Annotated in this window: 19 protein-coding genes; 10 read left to right on the forward strand and 9 right to left on the reverse strand. The window is 36.6% G+C overall.

Translation table 11 applies throughout. The annotated features are described in order from the left end of the window. Window positions 1–220: HvfA family oxazolone/thioamide-modified RiPP metallophore (locus EPA86_RS05920; protein WP_211664911.1), on the forward strand; the 220-nt coding region annotated here is incomplete at its 5' end. 71 nt (window positions 221–291) lie between these two features. Here the strand turns inward: EPA86_RS05920 and EPA86_RS05925 are convergent. Then, window positions 292–816 carry a hypothetical protein gene (locus EPA86_RS05925; protein ID WP_140602506.1) on the reverse strand — a complete coding sequence of 175 codons (525 nt, stop codon included), beginning with the start codon at window positions 814–816 and terminating at the stop codon, window positions 292–294. A gap of 245 nt (window positions 817–1,061) precedes the next feature. On the opposite strand from EPA86_RS05925, the gene EPA86_RS05930 reads away from it, so the two are divergent. The 5 genes from EPA86_RS05930 to recR all read left to right on the forward strand — a co-directional run bounded on the left by EPA86_RS05930 (window position 1,062) and on the right by recR (window position 5,886). Beyond that, window positions 1,062–1,718, forward strand: coding sequence for a YehS family protein (locus EPA86_RS05930; RefSeq protein WP_140602507.1), 657 nt, complete (start codon window positions 1,062–1,064; stop codon window positions 1,716–1,718). Window positions 1,719–1,890: 172 nt separating this feature from the next. Then, the gene (locus tag EPA86_RS05935; protein WP_140602508.1) at window positions 1,891–2,289 is read left to right on the forward strand and encodes a response regulator; all 399 of its coding nucleotides are present in this window, start codon (window positions 1,891–1,893) and stop codon (window positions 2,287–2,289) included. Window positions 2,290–2,538: 249 nt separating this feature from the next. Next, the gene (gene dnaX, locus EPA86_RS05940) at window positions 2,539–4,722 is read left to right on the forward strand and encodes a DNA polymerase III subunit gamma/tau (RefSeq protein WP_140602509.1); all 2,184 of its coding nucleotides are present in this window, start codon (window positions 2,539–2,541) and stop codon (window positions 4,720–4,722) included. A 116-nt stretch (window positions 4,723–4,838) separates the two neighbouring features. After that, on the forward strand, window positions 4,839–5,165 hold the full coding sequence (locus EPA86_RS05945) for a YbaB/EbfC family nucleoid-associated protein (RefSeq protein WP_140602510.1): 327 nt from the start codon (window positions 4,839–4,841) through the stop codon (window positions 5,163–5,165). Window positions 5,166–5,280: 115 nt separating this feature from the next. Further along, entirely contained in the window at window positions 5,281–5,886 is a 606-nt protein-coding gene (gene recR, locus EPA86_RS05950) for a recombination mediator RecR (protein WP_140602511.1), read from the forward strand. Between the two features lie 98 nt (window positions 5,887–5,984). On the opposite strand, the gene EPA86_RS05955 is transcribed toward recR, so the two are convergent. The 3 genes from EPA86_RS05955 to EPA86_RS05965 all read right to left on the reverse strand — a co-directional run bounded on the left by EPA86_RS05955 (window position 5,985) and on the right by EPA86_RS05965 (window position 8,173). Continuing rightward, window positions 5,985–6,263, reverse strand: coding sequence for a translation initiation factor (locus EPA86_RS05955; RefSeq protein ID WP_342777392.1), 279 nt, complete (start codon window positions 6,261–6,263; stop codon window positions 5,985–5,987). Between the two features lie 234 nt (window positions 6,264–6,497). Beyond that, entirely contained in the window at window positions 6,498–7,424 is a 927-nt protein-coding gene (locus tag EPA86_RS05960; RefSeq protein ID WP_140602513.1) for an electron transfer flavoprotein subunit alpha/FixB family protein, read from the reverse strand. Beyond that, on the reverse strand, window positions 7,421–8,173 hold the full coding sequence (locus EPA86_RS05965) for an electron transfer flavoprotein subunit beta/FixA family protein (protein WP_140602514.1): 753 nt from the start codon (window positions 8,171–8,173) through the stop codon (window positions 7,421–7,423). Before EPA86_RS05965 ends, EPA86_RS05960 begins: the two co-directional genes overlap by 4 nt. Window positions 8,174–8,444: 271 nt before the next feature. Between EPA86_RS05965 and EPA86_RS05970 the strand changes: the two genes are divergently transcribed. Beyond that, the gene (locus EPA86_RS05970; protein ID WP_140602515.1) at window positions 8,445–10,100 is read left to right on the forward strand and encodes an electron transfer flavoprotein-ubiquinone oxidoreductase; all 1,656 of its coding nucleotides are present in this window, start codon (window positions 8,445–8,447) and stop codon (window positions 10,098–10,100) included. A 127-nt stretch (window positions 10,101–10,227) separates the two neighbouring features. Here the strand turns inward: EPA86_RS05970 and EPA86_RS05975 are convergent, their stop codons facing one another. The 4 genes from EPA86_RS05975 to EPA86_RS05990 form a co-directional block, all read right to left on the reverse strand. After that, the gene (locus EPA86_RS05975; protein ID WP_140602516.1) at window positions 10,228–11,037 is read right to left on the reverse strand and encodes a DUF2884 family protein; all 810 of its coding nucleotides are present in this window, start codon (window positions 11,035–11,037) and stop codon (window positions 10,228–10,230) included. Between the two features lie 9 nt (window positions 11,038–11,046). After that, on the reverse strand, window positions 11,047–12,738 hold the full coding sequence (locus tag EPA86_RS05980) for a FapA family protein (RefSeq protein WP_140602517.1): 1,692 nt from the start codon (window positions 12,736–12,738) through the stop codon (window positions 11,047–11,049). A 99-nt stretch (window positions 12,739–12,837) separates the two neighbouring features. Next, entirely contained in the window at window positions 12,838–13,164 is a 327-nt protein-coding gene (locus tag EPA86_RS05985) for a hypothetical protein (protein ID WP_140602518.1), read from the reverse strand. Between the two features lie 179 nt (window positions 13,165–13,343). Continuing rightward, window positions 13,344–14,639, reverse strand: coding sequence for a CinA family nicotinamide mononucleotide deamidase-related protein (locus EPA86_RS05990; protein WP_246058284.1), 1,296 nt, complete (start codon window positions 14,637–14,639; stop codon window positions 13,344–13,346). 117 nt (window positions 14,640–14,756) lie between these two features. On the opposite strand from EPA86_RS05990, the gene EPA86_RS05995 reads away from it, so the two are divergent. The 3 genes from EPA86_RS05995 to dapA all read left to right on the forward strand — a co-directional run bounded on the left by EPA86_RS05995 (window position 14,757) and on the right by dapA (window position 17,025). Next, window positions 14,757–15,524: a DUF4097 family beta strand repeat-containing protein gene (locus EPA86_RS05995; protein ID WP_140602519.1), complete on the forward strand. Its 768-nt coding sequence runs from the start codon at window positions 14,757–14,759 to the stop codon at window positions 15,522–15,524. Between the two features lie 148 nt (window positions 15,525–15,672). Then, entirely contained in the window at window positions 15,673–16,056 is a 384-nt protein-coding gene (locus tag EPA86_RS06000) for a hypothetical protein (protein WP_140602520.1), read from the forward strand. A 60-nt stretch (window positions 16,057–16,116) separates the two neighbouring features. Continuing rightward, window positions 16,117–17,025: a 4-hydroxy-tetrahydrodipicolinate synthase gene (gene dapA / locus EPA86_RS06005; protein WP_140602521.1), complete on the forward strand. Its 909-nt coding sequence runs from the start codon at window positions 16,117–16,119 to the stop codon at window positions 17,023–17,025. 231 nt (window positions 17,026–17,256) lie between these two features. On the opposite strand, the gene EPA86_RS06010 is transcribed toward dapA, so the two are convergent. After that, entirely contained in the window at window positions 17,257–18,183 is a 927-nt protein-coding gene (locus EPA86_RS06010; RefSeq protein WP_140602522.1) for an RluA family pseudouridine synthase, read from the reverse strand. Window positions 18,184–18,259: the final 76 nt, after the last annotated feature.

Here is an 18,259-nt window from a genome sequence, read left to right on the forward strand (position 1 = left end):
CAAATGTGGCGAAGGTAAAAAGAAAGCCAAAGGCAAGTGCGGCGAAGGCAAATGTGGCGAAGGTAAAAAGAAAGCCAAAGGCAAGTGCGGTGAAGGCAAATGTGGCGAAGGTAAAAAGAAAGCCAAAGGCAAGTGCGGCGAAGGCAAATGTGGCGAAGGTAAAAAGAAAGCCAAAGGCAAGTGCGGTGAAGGTAAATGTGGCGAAGGTAAGAAAAAATAATCACTGTTAAAGTTGTATAAAAAAAACGGGCATATGCCCGTTTTTTTATAGTAGAGAGTTTTTAATTCAACCTATTGGTTTTTTCCAATGTAATAATATACTGACCATGTATTGTTAAATATACCCGTAGAAGGTACTAAGTGAGTCGATATAGTTACGTCACTTTCTTTGGTTGAAAATTGTGCCTTAACGCCATCATCATTTAATCTTTTACTCTGCTCAATATGCCAGTCACTTCCTAAGCACTGCTTAACAGTTTTAATGGCTTTAGTGTAATAGTCTTGGGCTACCTGTTGCTCAACTTGAATAGTGTTACAGGAATATGTTGTCTTATCACCACCCAAAGTCCAAATAGTACAATTATCACCAATTAGATGATATTTAGCATGCCATATCTTAGTAGCTCGAGCTTTTATCTCTCCTGCTTTTAACTGCTCAAATCCGTCATTATAGGCATTGACTAAGTACTCTAGTTTTTGACAAGAGTTGGAAACAGGTTCTAAATTTTGTTGCGCGATTTTATGCTGATTTGCACAACCTGCTAATAAAATAAATGTCGGTATAACAGATATTAAAAATTTCGTTGAATTTGTCATAGTCAGCTTAATTGGCTTCCAGCCATAGGGAATGGTTAATACGCTCTATATTACAAAATATCATTAATCATTCATAGTAGACAGCACCAATGTTTAACATATTCATATTATTTTTATACAAATACATAGAAGTAAATCGTTAGCGTTTATTTACTTTTAAAGCTAGATGAATCGATTTTATGGCTTTTGCTGTGTGCGTCTCATAAGGTATAATATGGGTCCTAATAAAGCATCAGGAATTCAATTTGACTAACAATGATATTTTACGCCGTTTACGTTATACCTTTAATTGGAATGATAATGAAATGGTTGCTTTACTCTCTTTGGTGGGAGTAAAAACGACTAATGCACAAGTTAATGGTTGGTTGAAAAAAGAAGAAGATGAAAACTTTGAATCATGCTCTGACTATTTTTTTGCTGCTTTTTTAAATGGCTTCATTGACAAAATGCGCGGTAAAAAAGACGGGCAGCCTGCAGAAATTGAAACAAAGTTAACCAACAATATTATTCTAACTAAGCTAAAAATTGCATTAAATTTAAAAGCCGATGATATTATTACAATGTTGGCTACAGTCAACTTCAAATTGAGCAAACCTGAGCTAAGTGCTTTTTCTCGAAAAGTAGAGCATAAACATTATCGAGAATGTAAAAACCAAGTGCTTAGGAACTTTCTAAAGGCGATTGATAAGCAGTTTTTTGTCCCAAGGAAAGAGAAAGTCAAGGCTCCAAATAAAGTAGCTGATAAATCTAAATCTACTTATAAGAAACAAAAAGCTGATTCCGTTCAAGGTGCTCGACCTAATGCCAGTAGTATCTACATGAACCCATATGCCAATTCACCAAACTCGGAATCATCAAGCAAAAGTAGCCGTAGTAAATTGACGTTAAAGAAGCAAAAATAACTCTCAGTGCTAAAGCTTTGTTTTATTAATGCGTTAGCATATAAGTCAGTGTAAATGCTCTAATAAAGTTTGTTTTTATTTAAGTAATTTCTGTTCCCTTATGAGCTAATAGGGTAATATGCGCAGCCTTACTAATGTTGAAACTTATTAGTTTTAGAGCGCATAATTTTAAATGAACATACTTTTAGTAGATGATAAGCAAGCCGTTAAAGATAGTTTGGAGTTAATCCTGTCTCAACTAGGTTACCATGTTGAAACGGCTTCAAATGGGCTTGATGCTTTTGAAAAAGCACAGAGTGCTGATTTTGAACTCTATATAATTGATCATTTAATGCCATTAATGAATGGTGTTCAGCTTAGTAAAAATTTAAAACAAACTGAGTCGTGTGCAGAAGTACCTATCCTATTTATGACAACGCAAGGGCTTGATGTTGTTAGCCAGTTAGAAGAGTTTGCTCTCTTTTCTGATGTGCTATGTAAGCCTGTAAATGCCGAAATGCTTATTGAAAAATTAGTAAGTATGGGGTTTTATAGCCCTCAAGAGAAATTTTCTATGCATTCAGAAGCATAGTTTACTAGCATTTTAATTGACACGTTTCGTGGTAAATCCTCCTTAATAGAATTCCTTTCTATGTAACGATAAAGTACTATAGCTTGTATGTGAATTGATCAGAGTTATTGATTAACCTTTTCGATTGACATTATGATTATTAACACGGTTAATACCGTAAAAGTGCTATGTCATATACGCTTAGTTATTATATTACGGTATTAGGCTCTTTATTTTCTGTATCCAATTGTAAGTTGAGTAAAATGTTTTATGAGTTACCAAGTCTTAGCAAGAAAGTGGCGTCCTAAAAACTTTCAACAGCTTATGGGGCAAGAACATGTTGTTAGTGTTCTAGCTAATGCTTTATCTCAGCAGCGTATTCACCATGCTTATCTATTTACTGGCACTCGAGGTGTAGGTAAAACAACGATTGCAAGAATTTTTGCTAAAAGCTTAAATTGTGAGCAAGGGATAACGGATACACCATGTGGTCAATGTCAGACTTGTTTAGATATTGATAGCGGTCATTTTATTGACTTGTTAGAAGTTGATGCTGCTTCCAAAACCAAAGTTGATGATACCAGGGAAATCCTTGATAACGTGCAATATGCTCCTACGAGAGGTCGCTATAAGGTCTACCTTATTGATGAAGTGCACATGCTATCTAGGCATAGTTTTAATGCTTTATTGAAAACGCTTGAAGAGCCACCAACTCATGTGAAATTTATTTTAGCGACGACTGATCCGCAAAAACTGCCAGTTACTGTTTTATCACGCTGTTTGCAATTTCATTTAAAAGCCTTAACGGTAAAACAAATAGAAGCTAAGTTAGAAGAAATACTAACCCAAGAGGCGGTTGCTCATCAGTCAGGTTGTCTCACTTTAATTGCTAAAGCTGCACGTGGCAGTATGCGAGATTCGTTAAGTTTAACTGATCAAGCCATAGCTCAAGGACAAGGAAACATAACCCTCGATAATATTCAGCAAATGCTTGGAGGGATTGACCATAATTGGGTTTATAAAATCCTTATTGTATTATTAAAGCAAGATGGTGAAGGGTTAATGTCACTATCTCAAGAAATCGCTTCTTACGCCCCAAGTTATAATCGTTTATTTGCAGAATTAATTCAGCTTTTTCACCAAGTGGCATTGATGCAAATTGTGGAACAGCATTTCGATCTACCAGCAGAGCAAGTGAGTTTGTTGAAAAACTTTGCCAACGCTATGTCTGCTGAAGATGTTCAATTGTATTATCAAATAGCGTTAAATGGCCGTAAAGATTTGCCTTATGCTGCGGATGAACAAGCCGCTTTTGATATGACGTTGTTACGTTTGTATGCCTTTAAGCCAATGAAAAGAGGTAGCGCAAAAGCTGTTACAGAGCAATCAGTATCAGTCGACCTATGTGTTGAATCTCTGCCTGAAACAAATTTGGTTAAGCCTAAAGCCTTTGAAAGTGAAGCTGGTGTTGTGAATGTATCTAGCGAGACGAGCAATGATAATCACTTTAGTTTGCCAAGTGAGAAGCAAAAAGAAAATGTTCAAAATGTTGAGCATAAGGAATTAATTGAAGCAGATGGTGATGCAGAGCTAATTGCGAGCCATATACCTGTTAATAATGCCTCTACAGCAGAAGAAACATCTTCACTTAATGAACAGATGGTCGCTATAGAGGAAAATGCTCAAGCACTTTCAATGTCAACAACTCAAAATATTGTTGATGAAAAGAGCTTTGATGAAGTCCATTTGGTTAAAAGTGAGCAACAAAGTTCTGAACAGGCAATTGATGCCGAACAAGTTGTCAAAGAAAGTGACCATGTAGAAATTGTCAGTCCGGTAAGCGCAGTTTTAGCCACTCGAAATATGCTTCGAAGTCGTAAAAAGCAATTGGAGCAGCAAACAAAAAAGTCTGATGGCGCTAGTCAGCGTCATAATCATGAACCAGTAGACTCTGAGGCGCAAGGTACACCAGAAGAAGCTCAAGAGCAGGAAGTAATAAAAAACATACTGCCAGAGCCGACTGTTCCATATAGTGAAGAGCATATTGATCCAGCAGTCATTAAAAAAGCCAATCAAGTTGATAAATGGGCTCATATGATTGACGCTATGGAACTCACTGCCAGAATAAGACAATTGGCTATACATGCGACGATCGGTGAAAACTCAACTGATGAGCATTTAATCCTACAGTTAGATCAGGCGACAAAACACTTAAACACTGAGTTAGCTCAACAACAATTGCAAGATTACATCTGCCAATTTTTGGCAAAATCAATTACAGTAACAATAGAGTTAGTTGATAAAACGGTTGCCGATCCATATCAAATACAATCTCATATTAATGATAAGCGATATGATTACGCTAAAGCGTTACTTTTTGAGGATGTAACAATAAAAGCGCTTCAGCAAGTTTTTCAGGCTGAGCTTGATGAAGAAACTATTCAAGCTCATTAATGGTAGAATATGGTAATACATGTTATCGAAAAGTTAATTGATTAATTGATGCTGTAAACACGGCATCAGGTTATAATAAATTTATAGAATTTAGTTTTAAGATTTTGGAGAGATAAATGATGAAAGGCGGTATGGGCAATTTGATGAAGCAAGCCCAACAAATGCAAGCAAAAATGGCTAAAGCTCAAGAAGAATTAGCTAATATGGAAGTTATTGGTGAAGCGGGTGCAGGAATGGTTAAAGTTACTATGACGGGTAGTCATAGCGTTCGCCGTGTTGAGCTTGATGAAAGCTTGATGGAAGATGATAAGGATATGATTGAAGATTTATTAGCCGCAGCTGTTAATGATGCAGTACGTCGTGTAGAAGAGCAAAATAAAGAAAAAATGGGTGCACTTACTGGTGGTATGCAATTACCGCCAGGTATGAAAATGCCGTTTTAAAAACACCACATTATTTATGTATAAACAGGTATTGGAGTTTTCTCATACCTGTTTTTTTTAAGTTAAAAACACAAAACACTTATTGCTAATTAAATATATCGATTGCGAGATTGCCATGAAGTTCAGCCCTGTAGTTCAAGAATTAATAGACGCACTTAAATGCTTGCCAGGGGTAGGGGCTAAATCAGCTCAACGTATGGCTTTTCATCTTTTAGAGCGAAATAGGAAAGGTGGAGCTAAATTAGCTCACTCGTTAGAAAAGGCGATGACAGAAATCGGACATTGCCAAGAATGTAGAAATTTTACAGAGTTTGATTTATGTGAAATATGCCAAAGCCCTAAGCGAAAATTATCAACGAATTTATGTATTGTTGAAAGTCCTGGAGATGTTATCGCTATTGAACAAACAGGAGAGTTTACTGGTAAATATTTTGTCTTGATGGGGCATTTATCTCCAATTGATGGTATTGGCCCTAATGATTTAGGTTTGGATATATTAGCAAAGCAATTTGCTAGCGGTCAGTTTGAAGAAGTCATATTAGCAACTAACCCCACCGTAGAAGGGGAAGCGACTGCTCACTATATTGCCGAGCTAGCTAATGAATATAGTATAAGTATGTCGCGTATTGCTCATGGTGTGCCTGTTGGTGGAGAGTTAGAGTATGTTGATGGTAATACTTTATCTCATGCTTTATCTGGACGTAAACAATATTCATTATAGAACTGCTGGTTTTTTTAGGTTGTTAACTACAGATTAACTAGTTGTATTACCTCAGAGAAGAGCTTTAGCCGCTCTCTTTTGACAACGGTCAGTTTAACCTAGCCACCAATAAATTTGACTTTAAAGCCTTCCTTTTCAAGAACAGCCTTAATAGCTTCTCGTTTATCTCCTTGAATTTCAATAACTTCATCAATTACAGTGCCGCCTGTGCCGCAAGTTTTCTTTAATTTTTTAGCTAAAGCTTTAAGTGCATTATTATCTAAACCTAAACCCGTGATAGTCACTACACCTTTACCTTTTCTACCTTTTGTTTCTCGTCTTACTTTGGCATAGCCATCACTTTCTGAAATCGTTTCATTAGTTGTATTAGGCTTAATTCGACCACTGCTTGTTGAATAGACTAGGTTGTCTTTATTAGAGCTATCATTTTGTTTTTCCGGTGATGAAGGTGTGTCTTTACCAAAAGCTGAGGCTAAATCACTTAAACTCGTTAATTTTTCTTTCATTGTATATGTCGCTTTAACATGGTTAGCTTTATTTTAGACAAAATAAAACCACTACTAGAGTGGTTTTATTATATCAAAATTTTAACTGATTAAAGCGGTTAAAATTTATAACTTACTTTCTAATTCTGGTAATGCATCAAATAGATCTGCAACAATACCGTAATCAGCTACTTGGAAGATAGGAGCTTCTGGATCTTTATTGATTGCAACGATCACTTTAGAATCTTTCATGCCTGCAAGGTGTTGAATCGCACCACTAATACCAACAGCGATATATAAATCAGGTGCTACAATTTTACCAGTTTGACCCACTTGCATATCGTTTGGTACAAAGCCAGCATCTACTGCAGCACGTGATGCACCAATTGCGGCACCAAGTTTATCTGCGATACCTTCAAGTAAACTGAAATTCTCACCGTTTTGCATACCTCGACCACCAGAGATAACGATACTCGCTGCACCAAGATCTGGACGCTCTGATTCTGTTAGTTCATCACTAACATGACTTGAAGTACCTGCATCGCAAACCGTATCAATAGTTTCTATACTTGCATTGTCGTCGGTGGCAACAGCATCAAAACCTGTGGCTCGCACCGTAATAACTTTTTTAGCATCTAAGCTTTGAACCGTAGCTATTGCATTACCAGCGTAAATAGGTCTAACGAAAGTGTCAGCACTTTCTACAGCAATAATGTCTGAAACCTGTGCAACATCTAATAAAGCGGCAACGCGAGGCATAAAGTTTTTACCTGTTGTTAGCGCTGTTGCGACAATGTGATCATAGTCAGCAGCAAGTTCAGTAACTAATAAACTCATGTTCTCTGCAAGTTGATGTTCATAAGCAGCGTTGTCACACAGGAGTACCTTAGATACACCGTTAACTTTACTTGCTGCATCGGCAACTGCTTGGCAGTTTGAACCAGCCACTAATAATGTGATATCACCACCCATGGCTTGGGCTGCTGCAACAGTTTTTAATGTTTCAGCTTTTAATGTGCTGTTATCGTGTTCAGCAATAACTAAAATACTCATGAGATCACCTTAGCTTCGTTCTTTAATTTTTCTACTAATTCATCAACAGTTTCCACTACAATACCAGCTTCACGCTCTGCAGGAGGGGTAACTTTTAATACTTTTGTTCGCAGTGATAAGTCTATGCCAAAATCAGCTGCTGACTTAACGTCTAAAGGTTTACGCTTGGCTTTCATAATATTAGGTAATGAAGCATAACGTGGTTCATTAAGACGTAAATCAGTAGTAACAATTGCAGGTAGGTTAAGAGCGACAGTTTGAAGTCCCCCATCAACTTCACGAGTAACATTCACTTTATCACCATCAATTTTAACTTCAGAAGCGAATGTACCTTGAGCTAATCCTGTTAAGGCAGCAAGCATTTGGCCAGTTTGGTTGTTGTCACTATCAATAGATTGCTTACCGAGAATAACCAACTGAGGTTGCTCTTCTTCAACAACTTTTTGTAATAACTTAGCAATATTAAGTGAATCAAGTTCACCTTCAGCTTCAATTTGAATCGCGCGATCTGCACCTAAAGCTAGGGCTGTACGCAACTGTTCTTGGCATGATTTATCACCAATCGAAACAGCGATAACTTCTGTTGCATTACCTGCTTCTTTTAATCGAACTGCTTCTTCTACAGCGATTTCACAGAACGGGTTGATTGCCATTTTTACATTGGCAAGATCAACATTTGAATTGTCGGGCTTCACACGTACTTTGACGTTATAGTCAATCACACGCTTTATCGGAACTAATACTTTCATTATTGCCTCTGATCAGGTTTGTAAATAAGTAAATACGTTTTGCTATAAATTATAGATAAAAGATACTCTTGGTTTACGTAAACGTCAACGTAATCTTGGTGAAAACTTTTAAACTAAGATACAATCAAGAGAAAAGCTTATTAAGGCAGCTTATTAACCGCTTGCTTGGCTATCTGTAATAAGATACTATCAAACACCTGTTTGAATATCAAACGCCTGTTTGAATTTTAAAGAATTAAACTTGATAAATAGAATATTAGTGGGAGATTTTATGGAACGCGAATCGATGGATTTTGACGTAGTAATTGTTGGTGCAGGTCCTGCTGGTCTATCTACAGCCTGTCGTCTTATGCAATTAGCTCAAGAGAAAGAGCAAGAGTTAATGGTTTGTGTTGTTGAGAAAGGCTCTGAAGTTGGCGCTCATATTCTTTCAGGTGCGGTGTTTGAACCAAGATCATTAAATGAATTATTTCCTGACTGGCAAGAAAAGAATGCGCCGCTTTCAACAAAAGTGACTGGCGATGATATTTATTTACTGAATAATGAAAGTAAAGGAACAAAGTTACCAGGTTTTGCAGTACCAAAGACTATGCATAATGATAATAACTATATTGTGAGCATGGGTAACGTTTGTCGTTGGTTAGCAGAACAAGCAGAGCAATTAGGTGTCGAAATATTTCCAGGTTTTCCTGCTCAAGAAGTCATTTATAATGAAGATGGCAGTGTCGGCGGCATTATTACTGGAGATATGGGATTAGATACAGAAGGAAATCAGAAAGATTCTTTTATGCCAGGTATGGAACTTCGAGCGAAATATACGGTTTTTGCCGAAGGTTGTCGCGGTCACCTAGGTAAAGAATTAATCTCGAAGTTTAGCCTAGATGAAAATTCTTCACCGCAACACTATGGCATAGGTTTTAAAGAGATTTGGGATATCGATCCAGAAAATCATCAAGAAGGATTGGTGGTACATACTGCAGGTTGGCCATTAGACAGTGATACCAATGGTGGTGGTTATTTATACCACGCAGAAAATAACCAAGTATTTGTTGGCTTAATCGTTGACTTAAATTACAGCAATCCACACTTAAGTCCTTTTGATGAGTTTCAGCGTTATAAACATCATCCTAAGATTAGCCAATACCTAAAAGGTGGTAAGCGTGTTTCTTATGGCGCAAGAGCGATGGCAAAAGGCGGGTTTAACTCACTGCCAAAAATGACTATGCCAGGGGCTTTGCTTGTAGGTTGTGATGCAGGAACGATTAACTTTGCGAAAATTAAAGGTAATCACACTGCAATGAAATCGGGTATGTTAGCCGCAGAAGCCATTGCAGAAACACTACTTACTGCAGACGGTATTGCAGAAGAAGGCAAGCAAGATATAACTCTATTCACAGAGAAATATCAGAACTCTTGGTTATACGATGAATTATACAACACTCGCAATTTTGGTCCGGCTATGCATAAGTTTGGTACCTTCTTAGGTGGTGCTTATAACACCATCGATCAAAATTTCTTTGGTGGAAAGTTACCGTTCAACTTTAAAGATGATTCATTAGATCATGAGCAATTAAAGTTAGCGAGTGAAGCACCGGTAATAAATTACCCTAAGCCAGATAATACACTGTCGTTCGATAAGCTTTCATCGGTATTTTTATCAAATACTAACCATGAAGAAGAGCAACCCTGTCACTTAAAATTAAAAGATAGCAACATACCAATTACAGTTAATTTAGCGAAATACGATGAGCCAGCTCAACGATACTGCCCTGCAGGTGTATACGAAATAGCAGAGTCTGGTGATGAATTAGTAATAAATGCGCAGAACTGTATTCACTGTAAGACCTGTGATATTAAAGATCCAACACAGAATATTACTTGGGTTGCTCCAGAGGGAACTGGTGGGCCAAACTATCCAAATATGTAATTGTTATTTTCTGAAAGTGCTAAGTTAAGTGCACATTCATGATATATAACTTAAAAACGCTACATGCAAATGTAGCGTTTTTTTATGAGCATTTATTAAAGATTAATTTATAAAGGAGTGTTGGCTATTATAAGTTAGTTTCAATAAGGTTAAATGGCTGCAAAGCAGGAATTGTTTGTTGCAGTTTAGATTCAATATTATCTAACTCCGTAAGTTGTTCACAATACTCTTTTGCTTTATCTTCTAATGCCTTCGCTCGCTCACTGACAGCTAATTCTAGCCCTTTACTCATGCCAGCCATACGTTCGTCAAATGTGGTAATGCGTTCTTCTCCATTTCCACCTTCATAGCGATTATCATCTTTAATGAGTGATTGACCTACGGCTTTCAAAATAGTGCCAATAGATTCTTGGATTACTTCTTCAATTTCTTGTTCAAACTCTCCAGCAAATAACTCCTCAAAATCATTTAAATCTTGCGGCGCAATATAATAATTATTTGCACTTTGGTTAAAGCGAGTTCGTATACGCCATTTAAGTTCTTCGAACTTAGCCTGAACATTTTGCTGGGACGCACTGTTTTCACCTGTTAATCCCCCAATAACTTCATTGACAGCTTTTAGACCGATGTCTACCCCTTCAATTGCTATAGCGATGATTTCGGGGAATTGTTCTCGGATACCGGTTGAAAATTGTTTAAACAATAACTTTTGCTCGTCATTGAGTTGATGTTCTCGTCCTTGTATAAATAATTGGTCATCATTATTGATTTGCACTTGAGTTTGACCACGTTCAACAATCCTAATATGAGTAGGGTTAATGATCACACCATAGTTAAGGTTGATTGAACATTGCTGGCTAAAAGCTAATGACATAGGTGAAGTCAATGAAGTCACTATAAAGACAATACCTAACAAGAAACTGGATGATTTTTTCATAAATTTAAATTATTCACTATGCACAAGTGCTTCAATGTGTATTTTTCGTTCATAATATCGCATTTTACTCGGTCCGTACTCACGACGAGATCTATCATGAAAATCACCAACTATCATCTCAACACCATGATATAGTTTTTCGTTAGCGAGGATATAAACACTACACATATAATCTTGAAGGTTTGTTTCTAGTGAAGCTTTCTCTTCTAAAATGATGCCCATTTCTTTAGCGTGTACTTGATAACTAGCAACAACTTTGGTTAATAGTTCAGGTTTTGCTTTATCTTTTGGGAGTTTTTTTAATTTGTTAACAGCATTCTTTAATTCAGTCGTACTCTCTGAGGTAGCTTTTAATTTTTCCTCAACATCATGTATCTGCTCTTTAAATTTTAAAATTTTATGCTCAAAATTAATAATGGTGTTACTGCCTGCGGTTGCACCTACCATACCTGCTTGTACTGATGTACCTGCTTTAATATAGCCACCAATTAATTTACCGTCAGCAGTCTCTTCTTTACCTAACCAAAGGCGGCCGTTAATATTTAATATACTATGGAGTAATTGATTTTCAATACGGACATCCTGCCCACAATTTATTTGAGCATATTGGCCATACTTGGCAAAAATACTGCCTTTTGCGCTAATGTTGACGCTCATCGCGACATCAGTAACTTCTGTTTTTTCAACATCATATTTTCGACCGATTATGCCACCTGAAATAGTTATATCGCCACCAGCTTCAAGTGTTGCTGACTCAACAAATCCACCCACAGTGATATCACCACTGGCAATAACAGTCATACCTTCGGTAACATCCCCTTCAATCATGACACTACCAGTAAAGTTGATGTTGCCTGTAGCAACGGTAACATCTTTTATTTTGTAGATTTCATCTACTTCCATTCCATTATCAATCAATTTTGGTAAACCAACTTTTTCTGAAACGAGAATGTTTTCATTTTTAGCACTAATACATGTACCTTCGCCTGAAATAAGCTCTATATCATTTCCTGGCTCAGGTTCAAGTGGTGTTGCCGTAACCGTATAGCCTTGTTTTCCTTGGGTTAACGGGATTTTTTTAGCAAGAGGATCACCAACTTTTACGCAAATAATGTCACCCAAATCACGCATGTCAACACTGCCATCTTCTCTTTTTTTAGGCTTTAAAATGCGTGTTTGAGCGCTTTCAACAAGTGGCTTGATAACCGCATCTTTACCATTTATTGCTACTTTGCCTGAGGCTATTTGCATCACAACTTGGTTATTTGGCGCTTCTTTAGCGGCCAACTGGGCAAGTTTGACTAAATGCTCTTTACTAAAGCCCTTTTTAACTCCTGCCTCTTGTGCAGCGGTTAATATGGCTTTCGCTGTTAAGTGTTGACCACCCTGTGCTGTGGTAATTTCAGCTGAAGCTTCCATTTCATCGCTTTCAATGGAGATATTTATAGTCGCATCAATTCGTTCAAGTACTTGATAACGAATCTCTCGGCCTACTTGTTTTTCTTGAAGGGGCTTTAAAACGTCATTGAGCTCAGCTATCGCATTTTTAATATTGTTCTCATTGACATATAAATCTTTAAAATCTGATGCGCCGATTAGTTCTTTAATTGTTAAAGCAGAAATTGTTTCTCCGTCTTTAATCGGCTCTAATAGCAAGTCAACATTATTTTTATCGTTGTTTATTAAACTAGCTTTAGTCATGAAGGATATGCTCCACCTAACAGTAGGTAAATTTTTAATCTAGTGTTAGGTATTAATAAATATTATAAAATCTTTAAAGATTTTAACTGCATTTATTCATTAAATATAATGTGTTTGATGAATCTTTATAAAGTTACCTGTGCCTTCCTTACTATAATCAATTTTGTATTCAACACCGTCTAGTGCTTGAACAAACAGTAAGGTTTTTTCTTCTCCAAAAACTTCGACGGCCGTCACATCGACAATATCTTGGTAGGCTTTTTTAGCTATTGAACGTTTACTTGGAATTTCTCCTTTGTAAATCCCAATACCTCGGTGACTTACTATGACCACAGGCTTGTCACCATTAATAATAATTAAGTCGAATTTCTTAATTTTATGAATAATCGTATTCCGGCCACTGGTAATAAAATTTTTCTCTATCAAAATATGCCCCTAACTTGATGAACACCTTTGTTTATTTAGTTTCAATATATAAATTTTTTACGGACTACGCAATATATATCATAGGCTAAAGTGTGACTCTTAGTATTTATCATCTTTTTAGTGCTAAATGTGATGTTTTAAACTGATAATCATGTCTAATAAAGGGCTTAGTTCAATAACTAAACTCCTCGCTCTATTACATAATTTGGAGTCTCTGTTGAATTTAGTAATCGACGTCGTATGAGATCTAGCGCTATATGTGCTACATACTGTTGAAAGTATTTTCTAGATAAGGGTAAAAGCAAGCACTGACTTTGTAAGTGCTCTTTAGATCCCCATGCTATCCAAACTGTTCCAACAGGCTTTTCTTCGCTGCCACCATCAGGCCCAGCTATACCTGATACAGCAATGGCCAAATCAGACTTTGACCTAACTAGTGCGCCTTTTGCCATTGCAAGTACGACTTGTTGGCTAACTGCACCGTGTTGTTCAATTAGCTCAGGTTTGACTGAAAGCATATCTATTTTCATTGCGTTGCTATAAGTAACATAACCCGCTTCAAAGCTTTTCGAAGAGCCGCTTATATTAGTTAGCAAGCTTGCAATCAAGCCACCCGTGCAAGATTCAGCACAGCTTATTTGGTAGTTGCTTTGTTGCAGTAAAAATAGTGTGTGTTCAGCCAATGCTTTTGGAGAGCCTTGCACCGTTTCAATATAATGATCACCTAATAAACTTTTTAATTTCACTAGCCACAGCTCTTTTTGCTGCAATGCTTGTTTACTGCGACATGTTAATTTTACCTCAAGTAGCGGAATTCCAGCACGAAAACCAATTTCAATATCATCAGGCCAGTCAGGGAGTTGCTCATTAATAGTTTTTTGTAAAGATGATTCACCTAAACCAAATACTTGTAAACGAATTGTGTCAGAAACTGTGTTACTTGGAACTAATTTTGCGATGGCAGGAATCATATGTTCAAGTAACATAGATTTTAATTCATGAGGGACTCCTGGAGTGCAATAAATATCACATTGCTGGTGTGACACAATAAAGCCAGGTGCACTGCCGTTTTTATTCGGTATGATAGTGCATCCCTTAGGTAAGTATGCTTGCTTTAAGTTTGGTTCATTAAGTGGGCTATTTCGCTTTTCACACCATGCTTTTATTTGTTCAACAGCCTGAGGATGCTGTTCTAATGCTTGTGATGTTGCTTTACCTAAGGCAAGGGCGGTTAAATCGTCAATGGTTGGACCTAGACCGCCATTGATAATAAGAATATCAGCTTGTTGTGAAATAGCATTAATTTCAGCTGTAAGTAATTCAAGGTTGTCACCAACGGTAGTTTTTTTTGTCAGCTCTAATCCTAAGTTTTTCAGCTCTTGAGCTATCATCGCTGAATTGCTATCAAGAATATCACCTGACATTAATTCGTCGCCAGTGAGTAATAATTGAATGTTCAATGTTTTATTCATCATATTAGAAAGTTAAAAAATTTATTAAGTTAATTTAAACCTTTTTAAACAGCCTTACATCTAATAATTAAAATAAAGCGAAAGACTCTTCGTAGTCACTATAAAACAAAAGGAAATTACATGAACTATTCAATTAAAAAAAGTGTTGCAGCAGTCGTATTAGTGAGCTCGGTTAGCTTATCAGCATTTGCAGACATTAATGAAACAATCGAGAATTCATTTAGTGTTGAAGATAATAGTACTTTTAGCCTTTCTAACATCAACGGTTCTGTAGATATTGTTAGTTGGAGTGAAAATAATATTAAAGTGGTTGCAACAATTGAAGCAGATAATCAAGAAGATAGAGATCGCATTAAAGTCAATATGAACCAAAACGGCAAAAGAGTTAGTGTGATAACGGAATATGAAAAAAGTCATCGAAGCAATCGTCACAGCTCAGGTGAAGTAAGTTATAAAGTTTGGGTGCCTGCTAAAACAAACCTTGAAGATATTGAGTTAGTTAATGGTAGCTTAACTATTGAAGATGTTCATGGTGAAGTAGAAGCTCAATTAGTAAATGGCTCAATTAAAGCGACAGGGCTACAAAAAGATAGCGAATTAAGCTCAGTGAATGGCAGTATTAAAGCGTATTATCAAACGTTTGACTCATCTATGGTTGATGATGTAGAAATTGAAACGGTTAATGGCAGTATTAAACTTTATTTACCTGATAATGCAAATGCTAAATTAGATATTGATACCATGCATGGCAGTATCAAAACAGACTTTGGTTTACGTGCAGAAAAGAATTCTTTTGTTGGTAAAAATTTAAAAGGAAACATTGGTCAAGGTGGCGCAAAAATAAGTCTTGAAAGTGTTAATGGTAGTATTAAAGTGCTTTCAAATTAATTTTCTTTAGTTTTATAAGATACTTTAAGGTTATACATTGGCTTTATAGCCAATAGCCTATAAAATAATGCGACTTTGTAGAAACAAAGTCGCATTTTTGTTTCTAAGAAAACTATGACTTGTTGTACTACTGCTATATAGGAATTTTATGATGAATTATTCAAGAGAATTACTTATTGGTCGTTGGTATAGAAAGGATAAAGATGAGCAAGGTACTCAGTTAGTTGAATACGCCGAACTCGCTGCTGATGGTAGTTTCGAATTTACCTTTGTTTTCTTCAACGAGCAGGGAGAAATTACTAGTCAAGTTATTGAGCTTGGTGACTGGGGCCTTGTTGGAGACATCCATTTCACAACAACAAAGAATGAAGTGATTGATCAAGAAGTGTATGCAACCGACCTGAATAATGCTGATAACTACCATGCATATAAAGTACTGCAACTTTCACATCAAACATTCCAGTACCAACATATAGTTACGAATGATATTTTTACTATGCATCGGGTGACTGATAACATTGGTCACTGTTAGTCATAAATATTTAGCTATTTGACCGCTAGGTCTGAATTAATAAAAAAGTTAGAGAACGTAATGAAACGATTACAAGCCGCAAGTTTAATCACCGCAATTAAAACTCCTTATGATGCCAATGGTGATATTTGTTTAACTACTTATGATGCCTTAATTGAACAGCAGATCGCTGCGGGCGTTGATGGAATTATTGTTGGTGGCACTACCGGAGAAGGGCAGCTGTTAAGCTGGGAAGAACATATAATACTTATTGCTCATTGTGTTCATCGCTTTTCTGACAGATTAATTATTGTAGGTAATACCGGTAGTAATAATACTAGAGAAGCGATTAAAGCAACCGAGAATGGTTTTGCTGTTGGTATGGATGCTTCACTACAAATCAATCCTTATTATGGTAGAACTTCATTTGCCGGTGTTGCTGAACACTTTCAACGTGTTTTAACCATTGGACCAGCTTTTATCTATAATGTTCCTGGCAGAACAGGGCAAGATTTAACTCCTGAAATTATTGAGCCATTAGCTAAACATAAAAACTTTATTGGTGTAAAGGAATGTGCAGGTAATGATCGCATTGCTTACTATGAGCAGCAAGGGATCCCATGCTGGTCTGGTAATGATGACGAGTGCTTTGATGGCAAACATAAATTTGGCTCGCACGGTGTTATCTCTGTAACCTCTAACATTGTGCCAGGCTTAATGCGTCAATTAATGGATAGTAATGTTCCTGAAGTGAATGATCGCTTACAATCATTAATGAAATGGTTATTCTGTGAACCAAATCCTATTGCAATCAATACTGCATTAATGATGACTGGTGCTGTAGCTAAAAATTTCCGCTTACCGTACAAAGCATTAACACAAGCGCAAAGGGAAGAGGGTGCTAAGCTTTTACAAGCAATAGACCAAAAAGATTTGGTTGGTGATACCGTTACTGTATTGGCTGATAATGACTTTAATTATTGCGCTTAAGCTTTAACTAACCTCAGCTCGGGATAACAACTTGTTTTCTAGTAGTCTATTTTCCTTACTACAGCGTTAAATTAGTTTGCAATACACTAGCTATTGGCGCACTAACTTGCCTTGTATTAAGAAAAATCGCCAAGCTAGAATAATGATAAGTCTAAGCTTACATACATATCAAATAGCTAGCTAATTTCTTATCACGAGTTGAGGTTAACTAGCATTGTAAGTAATTAAATATTATGGCTTTGCAAAGCTAGGTTTATCTTCATCAGCTACCTTAAATACTTTTACTTGCCCTGAGAATGGGCAAGTAAAAGATAGACTTACCGCGCAAAGTTGTAAGTCAACTAATCGTCCTTCTTGTAAGCGTTTCTCATCTAAGTGTTTATCACCGTGTAATCGATCACCAACTACTGGAAACCCTATGCTTGCTGCATGTTTTCTAATTTGATGTTTTCTACCTGTATCAATTAGTACTTGCAATAATGATTGCTGTAATTCTTGATGGTATTGAATGAGTGAAAAAGTACTCTTAGCGCTTTTCCCGTCAATGGGAGTTTCAATTACTATAGGGCTTTTTTGCGCGCTAAAATCTCCGTGGACAATGATATTGTAATGTTTTTCTAAATTATGTTTTTCAAATAAAGCACTTAATAATTTGGCTGCCTTTTTACTGTGCGCTACTAAAATTAAACCTGTTGCGGCTCTGTCTAAGCGATGGACAATAAATACAGCTCTTTCTTCAGAGAAATACTGCTGAGCATAACGTGTAATTGTGCAATGATCACTCCATTTAGAACCTTGACTCAGCATGCCATAGGGCTTGTACCATACACTGTAGTCTTTCAGATCGGCAATCAGTTTTGCATTAGGAACTGTGGCAGCCAGAACCTTAGCGTTATGGTAGAAGTGAAGCTTATCGCCTGAAATTAACTGTTTTTTTAAGCGCCTAAGGCGTTGAGTATGTTTTCCTCGTCTTAACCACAAGGCCCCTTTTGTAATTGCTTGTTTAATCTCAGTTTTTGAAAGCTGTTTATCTTGCAATTTACATTGCTCAACAAGTAAGTCGACGATAGTCGCAGGATTATCTTCAAAAATATCAATATGGCACTCAAATGGGCTCAAGAGTTTATTTTCAGTGTGTAACGCGTCTGCTTTATGCATAGTTGATGACAGTTAATTGATCTGATTTTACTATTTTACTAGGTTTATTTTGATAGCAAAGCTAAAATAAACAATA

Origin of the sequence: Litorilituus lipolyticus, from assembly GCF_006439335.1 — a bacterium.
Classification (GTDB): domain Bacteria; phylum Pseudomonadota; class Gammaproteobacteria; order Enterobacterales; family Alteromonadaceae; genus Colwellia; species Colwellia lipolytica.